Annotated in this window: 16 protein-coding genes; 6 read left to right on the top strand and 10 right to left on the bottom strand. The window is 70.8% G+C overall.

Annotation, left to right across the window (positions count from 1 at the left end):
- The first annotated feature begins 159 nt into the window (after nucleotides 1-159).
- Entirely contained in the window at nucleotides 160-1,008 is an 849-nt protein-coding gene (locus tag AC4NMM_RS09465) for an SDR family NAD(P)-dependent oxidoreductase (protein WP_172863955.1), read from the top strand.
- A gap of 34 nt (nucleotides 1,009-1,042) precedes the next feature.
- Here the strand turns inward: AC4NMM_RS09465 and AC4NMM_RS09460 are convergent, their stop codons facing one another.
- The 3 genes from AC4NMM_RS09460 to AC4NMM_RS09450 form a co-directional block, all read right to left on the bottom strand.
- Nucleotides 1,043-1,627 carry a PadR family transcriptional regulator gene (locus AC4NMM_RS09460; RefSeq protein WP_096394821.1) on the bottom strand — a complete coding sequence of 195 codons (585 nt, stop codon included), beginning with the start codon at nucleotides 1,625-1,627 and terminating at the stop codon, nucleotides 1,043-1,045.
- A 127-nt stretch (nucleotides 1,628-1,754) separates the two neighbouring features.
- Complete coding sequence (locus AC4NMM_RS09455; RefSeq protein WP_096394819.1) at nucleotides 1,755-2,594, bottom strand: ABC transporter permease subunit; 840 nt, start codon at nucleotides 2,592-2,594, stop codon at nucleotides 1,755-1,757.
- On the bottom strand, nucleotides 2,591-3,439 hold the full coding sequence (locus tag AC4NMM_RS09450) for an ABC transporter ATP-binding protein (protein WP_491924160.1): 849 nt from the start codon (nucleotides 3,437-3,439) through the stop codon (nucleotides 2,591-2,593). The genes AC4NMM_RS09455 and AC4NMM_RS09450 overlap by 4 nt, the downstream gene beginning before the upstream one ends.
- 161 nt (nucleotides 3,440-3,600) lie before the next feature.
- Between AC4NMM_RS09450 and AC4NMM_RS09445 the strand changes: the two genes are divergently transcribed.
- The 3 genes from AC4NMM_RS09445 (at nucleotide 3,601) to AC4NMM_RS09435 (ending at nucleotide 7,722) form a co-directional block, all read left to right on the top strand.
- Nucleotides 3,601-5,271, top strand: a complete 1,671-nt coding sequence (locus tag AC4NMM_RS09445) for a heme-binding protein (protein WP_491924159.1) — start codon at nucleotides 3,601-3,603, stop codon at nucleotides 5,269-5,271.
- A 623-nt stretch (nucleotides 5,272-5,894) separates the two neighbouring features.
- Entirely contained in the window at nucleotides 5,895-6,359 is a 465-nt protein-coding gene (locus AC4NMM_RS09440) for a universal stress protein (RefSeq protein ID WP_096394813.1), read from the top strand.
- Nucleotides 6,360-6,456: 97 nt separating this feature from the next.
- A complete protein-coding gene (locus AC4NMM_RS09435) occupies nucleotides 6,457-7,722 on the top strand; it encodes a DHH family phosphoesterase (protein WP_096394811.1) in 1,266 nt (421 codons plus the stop codon).
- A 36-nt stretch (nucleotides 7,723-7,758) separates the two neighbouring features.
- Here the strand turns inward: AC4NMM_RS09435 and AC4NMM_RS09430 are convergent, their stop codons facing one another.
- The 4 genes from AC4NMM_RS09430 to AC4NMM_RS09415 all read right to left on the bottom strand — a co-directional run bounded on the left by AC4NMM_RS09430 (nucleotide 7,759) and on the right by AC4NMM_RS09415 (nucleotide 10,393).
- Nucleotides 7,759-8,667, bottom strand: a complete 909-nt coding sequence (locus tag AC4NMM_RS09430) for a DUF106 domain-containing protein (RefSeq protein ID WP_096394809.1) — start codon at nucleotides 8,665-8,667, stop codon at nucleotides 7,759-7,761.
- A gap of 119 nt (nucleotides 8,668-8,786) precedes the next feature.
- Nucleotides 8,787-9,410, bottom strand: coding sequence for an adenylate kinase (locus AC4NMM_RS09425; RefSeq protein ID WP_096394807.1), 624 nt, complete (start codon nucleotides 9,408-9,410; stop codon nucleotides 8,787-8,789).
- A gap of 57 nt (nucleotides 9,411-9,467) precedes the next feature.
- The gene (locus AC4NMM_RS09420) at nucleotides 9,468-10,028 is read right to left on the bottom strand and encodes a GNAT family N-acetyltransferase (protein ID WP_096394805.1); all 561 of its coding nucleotides are present in this window, start codon (nucleotides 10,026-10,028) and stop codon (nucleotides 9,468-9,470) included.
- Nucleotides 10,025-10,393, bottom strand: coding sequence for a universal stress protein (locus AC4NMM_RS09415; protein ID WP_096394803.1), 369 nt, complete (start codon nucleotides 10,391-10,393; stop codon nucleotides 10,025-10,027). Before AC4NMM_RS09415 ends, AC4NMM_RS09420 begins: the two co-directional genes overlap by 4 nt.
- Before the next feature lie 89 nt (nucleotides 10,394-10,482).
- Between AC4NMM_RS09415 and AC4NMM_RS09410 the strand changes: the two genes are divergently transcribed.
- Together AC4NMM_RS09410 and AC4NMM_RS09405 are read left to right on the top strand one after the other, a co-directional pair.
- Nucleotides 10,483-11,292 carry a DUF5806 family protein gene (locus AC4NMM_RS09410; protein WP_096394801.1) on the top strand — a complete coding sequence of 270 codons (810 nt, stop codon included), beginning with the start codon at nucleotides 10,483-10,485 and terminating at the stop codon, nucleotides 11,290-11,292.
- Nucleotides 11,289-12,953, top strand: a complete 1,665-nt coding sequence (locus tag AC4NMM_RS09405; protein WP_491924158.1) for an ATP-binding protein — start codon at nucleotides 11,289-11,291, stop codon at nucleotides 12,951-12,953. Before AC4NMM_RS09410 ends, AC4NMM_RS09405 begins: the two co-directional genes overlap by 4 nt.
- Before the next feature lie 7 nt (nucleotides 12,954-12,960).
- On the opposite strand, the gene AC4NMM_RS09400 is transcribed toward AC4NMM_RS09405, so the two are convergent.
- The 3 genes from AC4NMM_RS09400 to AC4NMM_RS09390 form a co-directional block, all read right to left on the bottom strand.
- A complete protein-coding gene (locus tag AC4NMM_RS09400; RefSeq protein ID WP_491924157.1) occupies nucleotides 12,961-14,682 on the bottom strand; it encodes an aldehyde ferredoxin oxidoreductase family protein in 1,722 nt (573 codons plus the stop codon).
- A gap of 560 nt (nucleotides 14,683-15,242) precedes the next feature.
- The gene (locus AC4NMM_RS09395) at nucleotides 15,243-15,767 is read right to left on the bottom strand and encodes a metallophosphoesterase (protein ID WP_491924156.1); all 525 of its coding nucleotides are present in this window, start codon (nucleotides 15,765-15,767) and stop codon (nucleotides 15,243-15,245) included.
- Nucleotides 15,768-15,827: 60 nt separating this feature from the next.
- Nucleotides 15,828-16,829, bottom strand: a complete 1,002-nt coding sequence (locus AC4NMM_RS09390; RefSeq protein ID WP_491924155.1) for an ornithine cyclodeaminase family protein — start codon at nucleotides 16,827-16,829, stop codon at nucleotides 15,828-15,830.
- Nucleotides 16,830-16,882: the final 53 nt, after the last annotated feature.

The following is a 16,882-nucleotide window of genomic DNA, read 5'->3' as shown; positions in this document are numbered from 1 at the left end:
ACGCCGACAATCGCCCGTGGCGGATATATGCCTTCGGGCGTCGCGGGCGGGGTCGGCGCCGCGCTCCGACCGGGACGCCGATCCGGGCCGGGACTCCGGTCCGCGCCCGCGGACGCCGAGAACCGCCACCGTCTACTGGCCGCGCCGCGAACTTCCGGCATGTACGTTCTCGTGACGGGGGCGGCGGGCGGGATCGGCGGGGGCGTCGCTCGTTCGCTCGCGGCCGCCGGCCACGACGTCCTCGGCGCCGACCGCGACGCGGACGGGCTCGCCGCCCTGCCCGACGCGGTCGAGACCGCCGTGGTCGACCTCCGCGACGAGGACGCCGTCCGCGACCTGCTGGCGGACCGTCCCCTCGACGCCGTCGTCTCCTGCGTCGGCGGCTACGAGATCGCGGCGGTCGAGGACACCTCGGCCGCGTCGTTCCGGCGACAGCTGGAGACGAATCTGACCGCGGTCCACGCGACCGTCTCCGCGGCGCTCCCGTCGCTGCGCGAGCGCGGCGGGCGGATCGTCGTCGTCGGGTCGATGGTCGGGTCGGTGGCGCTGCCGTACCACGGGGCGTACAGCGCCGCGAAGGCCGGGCTGGACGGCTACGTCGACGCCTTGCGGCGCGAGGTCGCGCCCCGCGGGATCGACGTCGCGCTGGTCGAACCCGGGCCGGTCCCGACCGGGTTCAACGAGCGGGCCGCGGCGGCGGTCGTGAGTGCGGGCGGCGAGGAGGCGAGCGGCGCGAGAGAGGGCGACGAGGACGCGAGCGGCGCGGGCCCCTACGCCGACACCTACCGCGCGTTCGAGGGGTACTCCCCGGCCGCCACAGACGTCGAGACGGTCGTCGAACGCGTGGTGACCGCGACGACCGCGGACCGACCGCGGACGCGCTACCGGGTGAGTCGCCGGGCGCGGTGGCTGCCCCGCCTCGCGCGCGTCCTCCCCGACCGGCTGTACGACCGGCTCGTGCGCGCCGGGCTTCCCGGCGGGCTCCTGTGGCGGCTGCTCCACCGGTGAGGGACTCGTTCCGCCGCGGGCGGCTCGTCCGGCGTCAGTCGTCGGCCGCGCCGGAGGAGGACTCCTCGACGCCGGACGCCCCCTCCGACTCCTCCGCGTCGGCGGCGTCAGAGCCGTCCGCCGCCGCGTAGAACTCCTCCGGGGAGGCGTCGATCCGCTCGAACTCGCCGAAGTCGCGCTCGTGGTGCCGGATCATCTGCTCGACGATCCACGCGCTGTACCGCTCCGAGTACCCCCAGTCGGCGTCCGCGTCGTCCACCTCGAAGCGGTCGTCGGTGGCGAGCGCGGCGTACAGGTGATAGAAGCCGAGGACGACGTCGCCGAACTCCTTCGCCTCGCCGCCGATCTCGCGGCGCTTCTCCGCCAGTTCCTCGCGGCCCGTGTCGGTGAGCGCGAAGTACTTACGGTCGGGCTCGTCGTCGCGCTCGACGCGCTCGGCGACGCCCTCCTCCTCGAACTTGTAGAGGATCGGGTAGACGGAGCCGTAGGAGGGCTCCCAGTGGCCGCCGCTGATCTCCGTGATCTCGCCGAGCAGCTCGTACCCGTACCGGGGACGCTCGTCGAGCAGCTCCAGCACGAGATACGAGATCAGTCCTTTCGGCGGGCCGCTTTTCCGCATCGTCCACATCTTTCGTGGTCGCGTCGAAAGGGTTTCGGTCACGGCGACTCCGGCCGAACGGCCACGATGAGGGCCGAAAACGGCGATGGTAGAGAGCGACCGCGGCCGAGAGCGACGACGGACCGGGTCAGCTCAGGTCGGCGCGCCGGAAGCCGAGGTACCCGACAGCGAGCGGAACCGCGGCCCACGCGACCATGACCGCGAGGAACACGACGGGGCTGAGGAACGCCGGCGCGGGGCCGCCGGTCGCCGCCGCCACGCCGGCGTCGCCGAGCAGCGTCCGCTGGACGAGCGCGTTGTATGCCCCGGTCGGGCTGAGCCCCCGGACGAGCAGGAACCAGGCGGGCACGTCGGCTCCGGGGAGTCGCCCGGTGACCAGCAGGTGGACGCCGTTCGGGGCGAGGTCCCAGAGGAGCGTCAAGCCGAGGTACGCCGTGATCGCGAGCGTCATCGCCCGGGCCCGCGTCGCCGTGACGGCCGATATCCCGACGGCGATACCGAGGAACGAGACCGCGAGCAGCACCGTCAGCGCCGTCGTCGCGAGGAACGCGGCGACCGGGAGGCCGCCGTAGAGGACCGCCGTGACCGCGCCCGAGATCGCGAACCCCGCGGCGATCCCGGCGGCAACCGCGCCGCCCCGGCCGAAGAACTTCCCGGCGATCACCTCGCCGCGCGACGGCGGGAGCCCGAGCAACACCTTCAGGCTCCCCGACTCGCGCTCGCCGGCGACAGAGAGGTAGGCGGCGATCAGCGCCATGATCGGGACGAGTAGCCCGGCGAACTGCGACGCGCCGCCGATCGCCGCCTCGGGGCCGGCGCCCACGTCCGCCTCGGGGACGAACAGCGGGAGCGCCGCCGACAGGGAGGACATCGCGGCGACGACCGCGACGATCCCCCAGACCACTCGCGACCGGAGGGCGTCCCCGAACTCCTTGCGAGCGATCGTCAGCCGGACGCGCCGGGTCATCGCTCCGCCTCCGCGGGGTCGACGTCGGAACCGCTTCGATCCGGCGTCGACCCGCCGGTATAGGCGCTGAAAAGGTCCTCCAGCGACGATTCCGCGATCGCCACGTCGAGGACCGCGGCCCCGTCCTCGCGCACCCGATCGATGACGCCGACCTTCGCGGCGGCCTCGCCGACGCGCACCCGGATCGTCCGGTCGTCGACCGCGACGTCGTCGACGCCGGCGAGTTCGCCGAGCGTCAGCCGGTCCGGGACGGCGTCGACCGTGAGCGTCACCGTCGAGCCGGTGTCCAGCGCGTCGCGGAGCCCCGCGATGGTGTCGACGGCGACGAGCCGCCCGCGGTCGAGGATCGCGACGCGGTCGCAGACGGCCTCGACCTGACTGAGGATGTGGCTGGAGAAGAACACCGTCTTCCCCCGGTCGGCGTGGTCGCGGGCGATCTCGCGGACGAGGCGGACGCCGTTCGGGTCGAGCCCCGACGACGGCTCGTCGAGGATCAGCACGTCGGGGTCGCCGACGAGCGCGATCGCGAGCGCCAGCCGCTGGGTCATCCCCTTCGAGTAGCCGCCGACCGCGCGCGTCTCGGCCTGCGCGTCGTGCCCGAGGACGGTCGCGCTCCCGGCTGACGGGCGGACGTAGTCCATGATCACGTCGATCGTCGTCGACTTCCCGGCGCCGTTCGGCCCGAGGAACCCGAATATCTCGCCGGCGTACACGGTCAGATCGAGGTCGTCGACCGCGAGGACGTCGTCGCCGTAGCGTTTCGTCAGGCCGATCGTTTGAACCGCGACCGACTCGTCGTCGGGTGACGCGGTCGCGTCGTCGGAGGGTGCCGTCTCAGCGGGCATACCGCCCGCAACACGAGGCGTGTACAAAACGCTATGTGAGCGGCGCGCGGGACCCGCGACCGTGGTTCCGTTTCCGGTGCGCGGGACCCGCGACCGTGGTTCCGTTTCCGGTGCGCGGGACGACCCGCAAACCCCTAAGTCGCGCGGCCCGAACCCGGCGTATGGTCGAGGCTCCACAGACCGCCGAAGGGTGGTTCTCGCTGCACGACTTCCGCTCGATCGACTGGGACGCCTGGCGCGAGGCGCCCGAGTCCGAGCGGCAGCGAGCGATCGAGGAGGGCGAGGCCTTCCTGAAACACCGCGAACTGGTCGCCGACGCCGACGACGGCGAGTCGGCGCTGTTCTCCGTGCTCGGGCACAAGGCCGACCTCCTCTTCTTACACTTCCGGCCGTCGCTCGACGACCTGTCTTCGATCGAGCGCCGCTTCGAGGACACCGCGCTCGCGAAGTTCACCGAACGGGAGACCTCCTACGTCACCGTCACCGAGGTGTCCGGGTACGTCTCGGACGACTACTTCGAGGAGGGCGCCGACGCCGTCGACGAGGGGCTCCGCCGCTACATCGAGGGGAAGCTGAAGCCCGACATCCCGGACGAGGAGTACGTCAGCTTCTACCCGATGAGCAAGCGCCGCGGCGAGGAGCACAACTGGTACGACCTGGAGTTCGAGGAGCGCGCCGAGCTGATGGCGGGCCACGGCGAGGTCGGCAAGGAGTACGCGGGCAAGATCAAGCAGGTGATCGCCTCCTCCGTCGGCTTCGACGACCACGAGTGGGGCGTCACGCTGTTCGGCGCCGACCCGACCGACATCAAGGACATCGTCTACGAGATGCGGTTCGACCCCGCCTCCTCGCGGTACGGCGAGTTCGGCGACTTCTACGTCGGCCGCCGGTTCCCGCCGAGCGACCTCGACGCCTTCCTCGCCGGCGAGTCGGTCCCGACCGGGCGCGTTCCGGAGGACGACAGCGCCGGCCACCCCCACGGCGAAGGCGGGCACGGCGACGAGGGGAGCCATCACGGCGAGGGGGGCCATCACGGCAAGGGGGGCCATCACGGCGAAGGCGGGCACGGCGACGACGGCCACGGTCGCGGTGAGGGCCACGACCGCTCGGGCGCGGGCGGCGGCTCCGCCCACGGCGACCACCCCCACGGCGAGGACGGGGGCGGCGGCGAGGGCGACCACCCCCACGGCGAGGGCGACGGCCACGGCGGCGAGGGCGGCCACGGCGGCGGGGGGGACGGGAGTTCCGACGAGGACATCCGCGGCGAGCTCGCCGACCTCGACATCTACGCCGGGAAGCCCCACGGCGAGGACGTGTACGCCACCGTGCTGTACAGCGAGGCCGACGTCGACGAGTTGTTCGACGAGGTCGAGGGGCTGCGCGGCAACTTCGACCACTACGGCACCCACGTCAAGACCGCGGTGTACGAGGGCCGCCACACCGACCGCGCCGCGGTCGTCTCCATCTGGGACACCGCGTCGGCGGCGGAGACCGCGGCCGGCTTCCTCTCCGAGCTGCCCGACATCGTCGCGCGCGCCGGCGAGGAGTCCGGCTTCGGCACGATGGGGATGTTCTACACGGTCAAGCCCGACTACCAGTCGGAGTTCGTCGAGACGTTCGACGACGTCGGCGAGCTGCTGGGGGAGATGGACGGCCACGTCGAGACCGACCTGATGGTGAACGTCGAAGACGAGAACGACATGTTCATCGCCAGCCAGTGGAACGCGAAGGAGGACGCGATGGCCTTCTTCCGCTCCGACGAGTTCTCCGAGACAGTCCAGTGGGGCCGCGACGTGCTCGCCGACCGACCGCGACACGTGTTCTTGGCGTAGCGCGACTGGACGCGCGCAGTCTTTTATAAATACGGCGGGTCTGCGGCGAACGCCGCCAAAGCCCCATCCGCTCACTTATAAATAGTCGATTATGGATCGGCGGCAAACGCCTCCAAAGCCTCAGCCGCTCGTTTATAAATAGTCGACTATGGATCAACGGTGGACACCGCCAAATCACCAACTGCTCGCTTATAAATCGCTGCCGCCGCAGCGGACACAGCCAAAGCCCCAGCCGGCGAGGCGGGCGCACGCTCGTTGCGCGCTTCAGTCGCTCGCGTTGCTCGCTCCTTCCAGTGCTTACGTCGTCATCAGAACGCTCTGCGTTCTGATTGGCTCACGAGAGCTCTGCTCTCGTGAACGCCTGCGCCCGCCTCGCCGACTGCCCCTTTGAGTCCCGCCCCGCACAGCACCGCAGCCTCACACCTCCCCAGCCTCGTCGGCCTCCCTCCGGTCGGCCGACTCCCTCGCGCGTGCGACTCGCGCCCGCTGGGCGCTCGTCGGCACGCGCCACCGCCACGCCCGGTCATTTATAAATAGAATCGTCATCGAATTCACGCCGCTTCGCACCGTCTCCCCTCACCCGACCGCCGGGTTTTAGGTATCGCTGCGGCGAACGGTCGGCCATGTTCGACACCATCGTGGTCGCGACCGACGGCTCCGACAGCGTCCGGCGGGCCGTCTCGGTCGCGGTCGACGTGGCGGCGCGGTTCGACGCCGAGGTCCACGCGGTGTACGTCGTCGACGCCGGCGAGGTGGAGTCGTCGCCGGACAGGGTCCGCGACGACCTCCGCGACGCGCTCGACGACCAGGGACGGGACGCGCTCGACCGCGTCTCCGACGCGGCGCACGACCGCGACGGCGACCTCGACGTCACCATCGAGGTGCGCGAGGGGCGCCCGGCCTCGGAGATCGACACGTACGCCCGGTCGGTCGACGCCGACCTCGTCGCGATGGGCACGCGGGGCCGCCACGGCGAGAACCGCTTCCTCATCGGCTCCGTCGCCGAGCGCGTCGTCCGGACCTGCCCGGTGCCGGTGCTGACGGTGCGACAGCTGACCGACGAGGACCCGCGGCGGACGACGATCTGAGCGGTCGCGGAGGTCGGCGGCCGCCGAACGCGACGCTGACGCCCCGCGACCGCCCCGAGAGCGGCGGAGTTTTCCGGCTGCCGCCCGCCTCAACGGTATGGACGACGACCTCATCGAGACGGGCGAGGCCCCCCGCTCGCGGTACACGAAACTTCCGGGGAAGGGGTTCTTCTACCCCGACTCGCTGGACGACGAACGCGCGGAGCGCCGGGCGCGGGAGGCGATCGAGGGCAGCGAGGCGGTCGTGATCGCCGACGGCGACGCCGACGGCCTCGCCTGCGCGGCGATGATCCGCGAGGCGTACGACGCCGCGCTCGACGTCGAGCCCTTCGAAGACGCCATCGCGGCGCGGTTGGCGGACGACGACGAGGAGTCCGACGGCAACGACGATGACGGCGAGGAGTCCGACGACGACCCCCTCGCCGACGTCCACGCCGAGTCCCCGGTCGGGCTGCTCTCGGCGGGCCCGTACTCGATCGACACCGCGCTCGAACGCGTCGAGGCGTACGCCGACGACGGCGTCGACCTGTTCATTTGCGACCTCTGTCCCGACGACTACGAGCCGATCGCGGAGCCGCTGGAATCGCTCGCGGAGTCGACCGACGCGATCCGCTGGTTCGACCACCACCAGTGGGACGACGAGACCGCCGCGGCGGTGCGCGAGGCCGGCGTCGACCTCGTCGTCGGCGACTCCGACGAGGAGTGCACCGCCGACGTGACGCTCCGGTCGCTCGACGTCGCGTTCGACGACCGCTGGGCCGAACTCGCCGAAGTCACGCGCGACCACGACCTCTGGATCAAGGAGGACCCGCGCTCCGACGACCTCGCCGACTACTCCTACTGGGCCGGCGCCGAGGAGTACGCGGCCGTGATCGGCGCGTACGGCGTCGACCTCCCCGAGACGGTGCGGTCGTTCGTCGAGGACCGCCGCGTCGAGAAGGAAGCCAGAATCGACCTCGCGGTCGACCGCGCGGTCACCCACGAGGTCGGCGACTGGCGCGTCGCGGTCACCTACGGCCGCTGCTCGCAGAACGAGGTCGCGGAGCGGCTGCGCGAGGCGGGCGCCGACGCCGCCGTGATCGTCAAGCCCGCGGGGTCCGCCTCCATCCGCGGCTCGGACGACTTCCGGCACGCCCACGAGGTCGCCGGGAAGGTGAACGGCGGCGGCCACCCGCAGGCGGCGGGCTGCAAGCCCGACATCTACGACGACATGCTCGATTACGCCCACCACTGGAGCACCGAGGGACAGGCGTGTAAGCGCGTCATCCTCGCGGCGTTCGAGGCGGTCGCCGAGGAGGTCGCGGCCGAGGAGGTTGCGACCGAGGAGAGCGACGGCGACAACGCGGGCGAAGCCGACGAGTAGGCGCCGGGAGGAAACAGCGGGAATCGAGCGCGTCGCCTACGAGGAGGACGGCGACATCTCGATGTTGAGGCTCTTCTGGACCAGCTGCGTGAACGCCATCGAGCAGAGGAAGTACCAGAGGATCCACATCTGGATCGGGCCGACGATCCCGGTGTCCCAAGTGACGGTCCCCGCCAGCGGCACGACGAGCTCCTGCGCGGCGACGGCCGGATACGCGGCGTCCGAGCCGCGGTAGCCGATCACCCAGAACATCCAGAGGAACGCGGGGATGGTGAGGAACATGATCCACACCATCGGGCGGAACTGCTCTTTGAACATGCCGAGCTGGTCGCCCATCGCCTCCATCTGCTCTTCTTGGATCTCGTCGAGGGCCTCGTCGTCGTCGCGCTTCTCGGCCTCCTTCCGACGCTCTTGGATGTCTTTCATCCGGTCCTGGTACGCGCCCATCTTCTCCATGTCCATGAGCCCGGCGCGCAGCAGCGTCGAGTACAGCCCCGTCCCGAGCGCGATGACCATGATCACGACGTAGAAGGGGACCACGTTCAGGAGCGGGCCGAGGACGACGTCGATGGCGCCGGCGATGGCGTTCCGGACCGGGCCGACCGCGTAGCCGACGAACGCGCCGACCGTCGCCACCCCGGCGAGCTTGTCCCACTTCGACCAGGTGGTCGTCTCCGGCGTCTCCACGTCGCCGCCGCCCGAGTCGTCGTCGTCCTCCATGCCGGCCTCGATCCCCTCGCGGTCGGCCAGCGCGAACCCCTCCTCGCCGTCGACGAGGATCTCCTTCTCGATGAGCCGGCCCCACTGCCCGCTCGAGATTTCGTCGCGAACGTCGACCCAACGGACCTCGCCGCCGCTGGCGTTGTCGAGGACGACTTGAATGGCGTCCCGCATCTCGCCGTCATCGCGGACCAGCGAGCGGACTCGCCGTTCGACTTTGCTCATTAGCGGCCGATTAGCGGTCGACGGTTAAGAACCTTGTAGGATCGCCGCTCGGATCGGCGTCCCTCGACGACGCGAGTCGACCTCCGACGACGACGCGGATCAGTTTTCGGCGACGCGAGTTAGCTCTCGACGACGTCGCGGATCCGGGCGAAGACCTCGTCCGGAGGGGCCTCGCCGTCGACCTCGACGAGCACGCCCTCGTCGCGGAAGTGGTCGACCACGGGCTCGGTGTTCTCGTAGAAGACCTCCAGGCGCTCGCGCGCGGTCTCCTCGGTGTCGTCCTCGCGCTGGATCAGCTCGCCGCCGCACTCGTCGCAGACGCCCGGCTCCTCCGGGGGCTGGAAGTCGACGTGGTAGTTCGCGCCGCAGTCGTCGCAGACGCGGCGGCCGGTGAGTCGGTCGACGAGGACCTCCTCGTCGACGTCGAGGAGGATGACGGCGTCGAGGTCGGTTATCTCCGAGAGGTACTCCGCCTGCTCGATGTTGCGCGGGTAGCCGTCGAGGACGAACCCGTCGGCGTCGTCGAGCGCGGCCTTCACGATCTCGTTGACGACCGGGTCGGGAACGAGCTCGCCCGCGTCCATGAACGACTTCGGCGTCCCGTACTCCGTCTCCATCTCCTTGTTCGCGCGGAGCGCGTCGCCGGTCGTGACGTGCTCGACGCCGTACTCGTCGGCCAGCTTCGCGCTCTGCGTCCCCTTCCCGGCGCCGGGCGCCCCCAACAGCAGAATTCGATGGCTCATACCGGAGCGGTCGCGGGCCGCCCCTAAAGGCTTGAAGATTCCGGCGAGCGAGGTCCCTCAGTCCTCGCCGTCCTCGTCTCCGTCGTCCGCGCGGAGCCGCAGCCCCATCTCCAGCTCGAAGCTCTCGGCGTCGGAGGTCTCGAAGCCGATCTTCTTGTACAGCGAGACCGCGGCGCGGTTCCACCGCTCGACGGTGAGCCACACCTTCTCGACGCCGTTCGCCTGTCCGTGCCCGAGCAGCCCGCGGATGAGGTGCGTGCCGATCCCGGCGCGCTGGTACTCCTGGTGGACGAAGATCGCCAGCTCGTAGGCGTCGCCGTCGGGGACGAGCGTCGCGTGGCCGGCGGCCTCGTCGCCGCACCAGGCGATCACGTTGTAGCAGTCGTCGCCGAGGATGGCGTCGAGCCACTCGCGGATGCGCTCCTCGCCGCCCGGGGGGATCCCCTGCGCGCGGTCGGCCGGGTCGAAGGCGTCGTACATCTCGACGAGCGCCTCGCGGACCGCCTCCTCGCCCTCGTACGGCCGGACCTCGATCTCGCGGTCCTCGCGGTCGGTGAACGCGGTCGGCGGCGGCGGGAACTCGTCCGCCACCGCGTCCGGGTAGCCTCGGTCGCTCATCTGACCAGCGTGACCGACGTCTTCGCGTTCAGCAGGACGAACTCCGCGATCGAGCCGATGGTGATCTTCCCCATCGGACTGGTGTGGCCGCCGCCCAAGACGATCTCCTCGAACCCCTCGGTCTCGGCGATCTCGACCAGTCGGCTTCCGGGGTCGCCCTCGACGCGTCGCACCTCGGCGTCGATCTCGGCCTCGTCTGTCGCCTCCCGGGCGCGTTCCATCACCTCGTCTGGGGCGACCGACGAGTCCTCGTTGTCCACCACGGCGATCGTCAGGTCGTCGTTCGCGATCGCCGCGCGCTCCACCGTCCGGTCGAGCGCGCGGAACGAGTCGTCGCTGCCGCCGATCCCGCAGAGCACCTTCATGCCCCATCCCTCCACGCGCCGGTACAAAAGTGGATCTCCGGCGGGCGACCACCGACAAGGCTTTTGCCCGCCCGTGGAGTTTCAGAGGTATGAGCGATCACACCGGTTCGGCGGCCGACTCGGCCGGCGAGACCGGCGACTCCGCCGCGGACCGGTCCCCGCCCGAGGACCGGTCCCCCTCTGGAGGCGGCGACGGGGAGCCCGACTCCCGAGCGGGCGACGAATCGAACGACGGATCGGACGACGAGACGCCGGAAGCGGAGCCGGACGCGGCCGACGACGAAGGCGGAACGGACGGCGAACAGGATCCGACCGCGACCGGTGAGGAACCCGACACCGAGGACGCGACCGGCGACGAGTCCGACGACGTGCCGCGGGACGTCCAGAAGTACGAGCGGTTCACAAAGATGGACGGCGCGCGCTACGAGCGCGTCAACGAGTTCCTCCGCGACCGGACGTACATCACGGCCCGCGAGTGGGCGATCGCGCGGCTCTGCGCCGACTTCCGCACTGAGACGGGCGTCGAGATGACGAAGATCGGCGAGAACCTCCCGGAGCTGGTCCCCTTCATGACCGACACGTACACGCCGCAGGCGGTCAACCAGGCGCGCTACTCCTTCGAGGAGAAGGTGACGAAGGCCGGCGCGACGTTCCTCTACGGCGCGATGTCCGGCTTCTTCACCGCCGAGGACTTAGACGAGATGATGTACGAGGTGACGGAGGTCGCGAAGTTCCTCCTCGAAGTGGAGGGGGTCGACCTCGCCGTCGCCGACGAGCTGGAGGCCGAAGACAAGATCAGCGAGGTGATGCGCGAGGTGCGCGCCTCCTCGGCCGACCTCCGGGGAGAGGAGGTGCGCTGCCCCGAGTGCGGGCACGTCCACGAGCCGACCGAGGAGTGACCATGGACCGCTTCCCAGAGGCGATCGACGCGACCCCGGACCCCACGCTCGTCGTCGACGGCGACGGCGTCGTCCGCGCGGGCACACCGAGCGTCGAGGCGGTGTTCGGCCTCGATCCGACGGACCTCGCCGGGCGATCGATCGACGACGTGTTCCAGGACCCGACCGAGTTGGACTGGGGCGGCGGCGGGTCGACGCCGCCATTCGGAACCGATACCGACGGCGACGACACCGGAGGCGGAGCCTCCCGGAGCGACGAGCGGAGCGAGGCGGAAGCGGCGGGCTCCCGTCACGGCGTGACGGCGCTGATCGAGACGACGCGCGCCGGCGAGGCGCGGTCGCTCGCCGACGGGTTCGAGCTGGCCGTGCGCCGCGGCGACGGCGTCCTCGTCCCGGCTCGGGTCAGCGTCGGCCCGTTCGAGATAGACGGCGACCCGTACGCGGTCGTCACCGCGATCGACGTCTCGAACGAGCGGACGCGGCGGCTGGCGCTCCAGCGCCGCACGGAGACGCTCGAATCCCTCCACGAGGCGACCAGGGAGCTGCTGAAGACGACCGACAGGGAGGCGGCCGCCGAGGCGGCCGTGTCGTACGTCGACGACGTGCTCGGCCACCCGATCGCCGCGATCTGGCTGTACGACGAGGAGTCGGACGCCCTCGAACCGATCGTCTGGACCGACACCGCGGACGCCGTCGTCGGCGATCATCCGACGTTCGCGGCCGACGAGCCGAGCATCACCTGGGAGGCCTTCGAGAGCGGCGAGCCGACCTACGTGGCGGACGTCGGCGACGACCCCGACCGCTACGACGACGACGCGACGATCCGCAGCGAGCTCGTGGTCCCGCTCGGCCGGTACGGCGTGTTGAACGTCGGCGCGACCGTTCCCGACGCGTTCGACGACTCGGACCTCGCGGTCGCGCGCATCTGGGCGGCGACGGTGACGATGGTGCTGGTCCGCATCGAGCGGGAGCGACAGCTCCGCCGGCGCGAAGCGGAGGTCGCCCGCGAGCGCGACCGGTTGGAGGAGTTCGCCAGCCTCGTCTCCCACGACCTGCGGAGCCCGCTCAACGTCGCCGCCGGGAACCTCGAGATCGTCACGGACCGGCTCGCCGACGAGTCGATCGACGTCGAGGAGCTGGGCGCGGTCGAGCGCTCGCTGGACCGGATGGACGCGCTGATCGAGGACCTGCTCGCGCTGGCCCGACAGGGCGCCGGCATCGACGAGACCGAGCCCGTCCCGCTGGCCGACCTCGTCGCGGAGTGCTGGGAGACCGCCGACACCGAGTCGGCGACGCTGACGGTCGAGACGGGCGCCGTCGTCGCCGCCGACCGTAGCCGCCTCCGGCAGGCGCTGGAGAACCTCTTCGTCAACGCGGTCACCCACGCGGGCCCCGACGTCGCCGTCACGGTCGGCGCGCTCCCCGACGGCGACGGCTTCTACGTCGCCGACGACGGCCCCGGGATCGACCCCGGTGACCGCGAGGAGGCGTTCGAGGCGGGCGTGACGTCGGACCCGGACGGGACCGGCTTCGGGCTGAAGATCGTCGCCGAGGTCGCGGAGGCGCACGGGTGGACGGTCGAGCTCGCTGAGAGCGAAACGGGCGGCGCCCGGTTCGAGTTCCGCGGCGTCGACGTCGAGCCCGGCGACCGACCCGAGTGAGACCGCCTCAGTCGTCGGCCGGCGCCGCGCTCGCCGGGTCGAGCCCGTCGCCGTGGCCCGGGACGGTGCCGTCGTCGTTCCAGCCGCGGATCGCGTAGTACTCCGAGAGGGCGTCGTCGAACCCCTCGATGGCGTCGGCGTACGGGAGGGTGTCGTCCGCGCGGTCGAAGCCGCGGGCGTTGTTGAACGCGCGCTCCAGCTCGACGATCCGGGCGCCCAGCGTCTGGAGGGCGTCGTAGTCGGCGTCGAGCAGCGCCGCGAGCCGGTCGTCGGTGACGGTGCCCCGCGAGAACTTACAGACGACGGCCGAGTCGAGGACCGCGTTGCGGTTCTCCTTCGCGACGAGCTTCGGCGGCTTCCCGTCGAGCCCCTGGGGGTCGAGCGCGTCGTCGGGGTCGACGAGCGGGTACTCGTAGGGGTAGAACTCCCCGTACATGTGGTCGGCGCCGCGGTTCGCGGTCGCGAACGCGAGCCCCTGGCCGTTGAGCGCGCGGCCGTCGTGGCCGGAGAAGGCCAACCCCTTCACCGTCCAGTCCTCGGCGCCGAACTCCCCGCTGGCGCGGTGGACCCCCTCCGCGAGCTTGTCGCCGACGCCCTCGCGGTAGGCGATCCGCTCGACGAGCGAGCGGACGAGGTCCGCGTTGCCGAACTCGTCTTCGCTCTCCAAGAACATCGAGACGACGTCGCCACAGGAGATGGTGTCCATCCCCAGCTCGTCGCACAGCTCGTTGGCGGCCATTACGTCGACGACGTCGTCGACGCCGGCGTTCGAGCCGAACGCCATCACCGTCTCGAACTCCGGCCCCTCCGTCTCGACGCCGGTCTCCTCGTCGCGCGTCGGGAGCTTACACGCGAACGCGCACTGCGAGCAGGTCCCCTTCTTGTACTTCTTTTCTTCCACGCGGTCGCCGGAGATGCCCTCGACGCCCTCGAAGGAGGTCTCCGCGAAGTAGTACGACGGAAGCGCGTCCACCTCGTTCGCCAGCTCCGTCACGCTCGTCGTCCCCTGCCGCTTCATGATCGAGTCGGAGGTGGCCGCCTCGCGGTGGACCTCGCCCGCCTCGTCGGGCCAGTCGAGGTCGAGGTCGACTTCGGCGTCGCCGTCGAACGTGAGCGCCTTCACGCCCTTCGACCCGAGGACCGCCCCCAGCCCGCCGCGGCCGAACGCCCGCGTGTCCGAGGTCATGATCGACGCGAACCGGACCGCGTTCTCCCCCGCGGGCCCGATACAGGCGACGTGTTCGGGCTCCAGGTCGTGCGTCTCGGCGAACCGATCCGACACGGCCGACACCTCGGCCTCCGCCAGATCGGAAACTTCCTCGAACGTCACGTCCGGCTCGCCGTCCGGCCCGATTTCGCGGACGTGGACCGCGAGCAGGTCGTCGCTCGCGCCGACGAGTTCGACCGCGGCGTATCCCGCGCCGGTGAAGTTCCGCGAGAGGAACCCGCCCGCGTTCGACGACAGCAGCCCGTTCGTGAGCGGCGAGAGGCCCGTGGCGGCCATCCGGCCGGTGTAGGAGGTCGTCGAGTACTGCATCGGCCCCGTCGAGAGGTACAGGCGGTTCTCCGGCCCGAGCGGGTCGGCGTCGAACGGGATCCGGTCGTACGCGAGCGACGTGTTGAGCCCGCGGCCGCCGACGAACGACGCGAGCCGGTCGTCGATCGGTGCCGTCGACGCGGTCCGCTCGGTCAGGTCGATCGTGAGGAGCGGCCCCTGTGCGTGTCTCATGAACCAATAGAGCGAACGAGCGGCGATAAAACTCGGGGTAGGATCGCAGTTTAAATGCCAGTTAGATGCGGCGCGATCGCTTATAAAAAAATGATGCGGTGGCGCGTGCCGACGAGCGCCCGCAGGGTGCGAGTCGCACGCGCGAGGGACGCGGTGAGCGACGGGCGACCGAAGGGAGCCCGGAGCGAACCGCGAGGTTGGGGAGGGGTGAGGTTGCGGTGCTGTGCGGGGCGGGACTCAAAGGGGCAGCCGCGAGGGCGAAGGCGCGCGATGTAAGCACCGCAGGGAGCGAGCAGCGCGAGCGACCGAGGCGCGCAGCGAGCGCACCGAGCCCTCGCGGCTGGGGCTTTGGAGGCGGTCGCCGCCGATCTGCTGGCAGCCATTTATAAGCGAGCGGCTGGGGCTTTGGAGGCGGTCGCCGCCGATCTGCTGGCAGCCATTTATAAGCGAGCGGCTGGGGCTTTGGCGGCCTTCACCGCAGAGTCGACGATCGCTTATAAACATCCAACACCGTGTCCCGAGTCGGCTTATAAACAGCCGCTCTGCGTCACGTGCTTCTCTTATTCATCGAGGACGTGGTGCGTCACGGCGTCCGCTCCTGACTCCGCCGTCTCCAGCGTCGCGACCCGGAACGCGTCGTCCGCGCCCTCGACCGGGATCGGAAGCCCGCCCGGGTTCACCCGAATAGTCCCGTCGCGCTCCTCGACGCCGTGCGCGTGGGTGTGGCCGTGGAACACGTAGTCGTAGTCGCCGCAGTCGACGAGCGCGTCGACGACGAGGTCGCTCGTGCCGTGCGTGACCGCGACGTCGACCGCGTTGTCGCCCGCCCTCTCGAACGAGAGCGCCGCGGCCTCGCCGTGGTACGCGCCAAATTCTTCGACCGTCGACTCGACCGCCCACTCGCCGTCGTTGTTCCCGCGGACCGCGTGAAAGTCGAAGTCCGCGTCGAACGGCGTCACGGAGAAGGGCGCGACGAAGTCGCCGCAGTGGACGACCGCGTCGACCCCCTCGCGCTCGAACAGCGAGACGGCCGCCTCGACGGCGGCGAGGTCGTCGTGCGTGTCGGAGACGATGCCGATCAGCATGTGCGCCGGGAGGCGGGCGCGGCACTTCAACCTCCGGCTACCACCTCGCGGCTCTCGTGACTACTCCCCGGTCAGCGCCTCGCTCGCGGGCGCGAAGTCGATCGTCTGTCCGCGCCCCCTCTCGCTCGCCCGCTTATAAAGCATGTGTGCGGCCGCGACCGTCTCGACGCCGGTCCCGCCAGAGTCGAAGACGGTCACCTCGTCATCGCTCGTCCGGCCGGGGTGGTCGCTTGCGACGACCTCGCCCAGATCTGCCGCGATCCCCTCGCCCTCCTCGATCAGGCCCGTTTCGACCGCGGCGAGGTACGAGCCGGCGTCCTGCGTCGCGCGCGCCCGGAGGTCGGGGACGTACGTCGCCCGCGCGACGAGCTCGGGCGGCAGCTCGTTCTTCTCCGGGTGGTACTGTCCCATCGCGGTGACGTGCGTCCCCGGCTCCACGTCGGCGTCGTCGATCACGGGGTCGCTCGCGGTCGTCGCGGTGATCACGACGTCGGCGCCCGCCAGCGCGTCGCTCGCGCTCGCGACCGCGGCCACGTCGGCGTCGAGGCGCTCGTCGAAGTCGGCGGCGAACGACTCCCGACTCTCCGGGGTCGGCGAGAAGACGCGCACCGCCTCGAACTCGCGGACCGTCGCGGTCGTCGCGACCTGCCCGCGCGCCTGCGCGCCGCTGCCGATCACGGCGAGCTCGGTCGCGTCGTCGCGGGCGAGCGCGTCGACCGCGACCGCCCCCGCGGCACCCGTTTTAAACGGATTCATCGACGCGCCGTCGAGCAGCGCGAGCGGTTCGCCCGACTCGGCGTCGAACAGCGGCGTCATGAACCACGCGTCCTCCGCGCCGAAGCCGGCGGAGTAGCTGTACCCGCCCATCGCGCCCGTCTCCGGGAGGACGGCGGCGTAGGTCGTGAACATCCCCGGCGGCTCGCGGTTGAACAGCTTCGTCCGCGGCTCCGCCGGCGCTCCCTCGCCGACCTGTCGGTAGGCGTCGCGCACGGCGGCGACGTAGTCGGCCGGCTCGGCGAGGTCGTCGACCTCGGAACTCGTGAGGAACAGGGCGTCCGTCATACCCGCCCACTCGGGGCGCGGGGACTAAACGATACAGGACGCGGCGAACGGTC

Source organism: Halorubrum sp. SD41, assembly GCF_058630335.1.
This window is presented reverse-complemented; position numbering and strand designations above follow the sequence as displayed.

Coding starts and splice junctions, on each gene's coding strand:
- AC4NMM_RS09465 (WP_172863955.1), top strand. CDS start 160: ATGTACGTTCTCGTGACGGGGGCGGCGGGCGGGATCGGCGGGGGCGTC.
- AC4NMM_RS09460 (WP_096394821.1), bottom strand. CDS start 1,627: ATGCGGAAAAGCGGCCCGCCGAAAGGACTGATCTCGTATCTCGTGCTG.
- AC4NMM_RS09455 (WP_096394819.1), bottom strand. CDS start 2,594: ATGACCCGGCGCGTCCGGCTGACGATCGCTCGCAAGGAGTTCGGGGAC.
- AC4NMM_RS09450 (WP_491924160.1), bottom strand. CDS start 3,439: ATGCCCGCTGAGACGGCACCCTCCGACGACGCGACCGCGTCACCCGAC.
- AC4NMM_RS09445 (WP_491924159.1), top strand. CDS start 3,601: ATGGTCGAGGCTCCACAGACCGCCGAAGGGTGGTTCTCGCTGCACGAC.
- AC4NMM_RS09440 (WP_096394813.1), top strand. CDS start 5,895: ATGTTCGACACCATCGTGGTCGCGACCGACGGCTCCGACAGCGTCCGG.
- AC4NMM_RS09435 (WP_096394811.1), top strand. CDS start 6,457: ATGGACGACGACCTCATCGAGACGGGCGAGGCCCCCCGCTCGCGGTAC.
- AC4NMM_RS09430 (WP_096394809.1), bottom strand. CDS start 8,667: ATGAGCAAAGTCGAACGGCGAGTCCGCTCGCTGGTCCGCGATGACGGC.
- AC4NMM_RS09425 (WP_096394807.1), bottom strand. CDS start 9,410: ATGAGCCATCGAATTCTGCTGTTGGGGGCGCCCGGCGCCGGGAAGGGG.
- AC4NMM_RS09420 (WP_096394805.1), bottom strand. CDS start 10,028: ATGAGCGACCGAGGCTACCCGGACGCGGTGGCGGACGAGTTCCCGCCG.
- AC4NMM_RS09415 (WP_096394803.1), bottom strand. CDS start 10,393: ATGAAGGTGCTCTGCGGGATCGGCGGCAGCGACGACTCGTTCCGCGCG.
- AC4NMM_RS09410 (WP_096394801.1), top strand. CDS start 10,483: ATGAGCGATCACACCGGTTCGGCGGCCGACTCGGCCGGCGAGACCGGC.
- AC4NMM_RS09400 (WP_491924157.1), bottom strand. CDS start 14,682: ATGAGACACGCACAGGGGCCGCTCCTCACGATCGACCTGACCGAGCGG.
- AC4NMM_RS09395 (WP_491924156.1), bottom strand. CDS start 15,767: ATGCTGATCGGCATCGTCTCCGACACGCACGACGACCTCGCCGCCGTC.
- AC4NMM_RS09390 (WP_491924155.1), bottom strand. CDS start 16,829: ATGACGGACGCCCTGTTCCTCACGAGTTCCGAGGTCGACGACCTCGCC.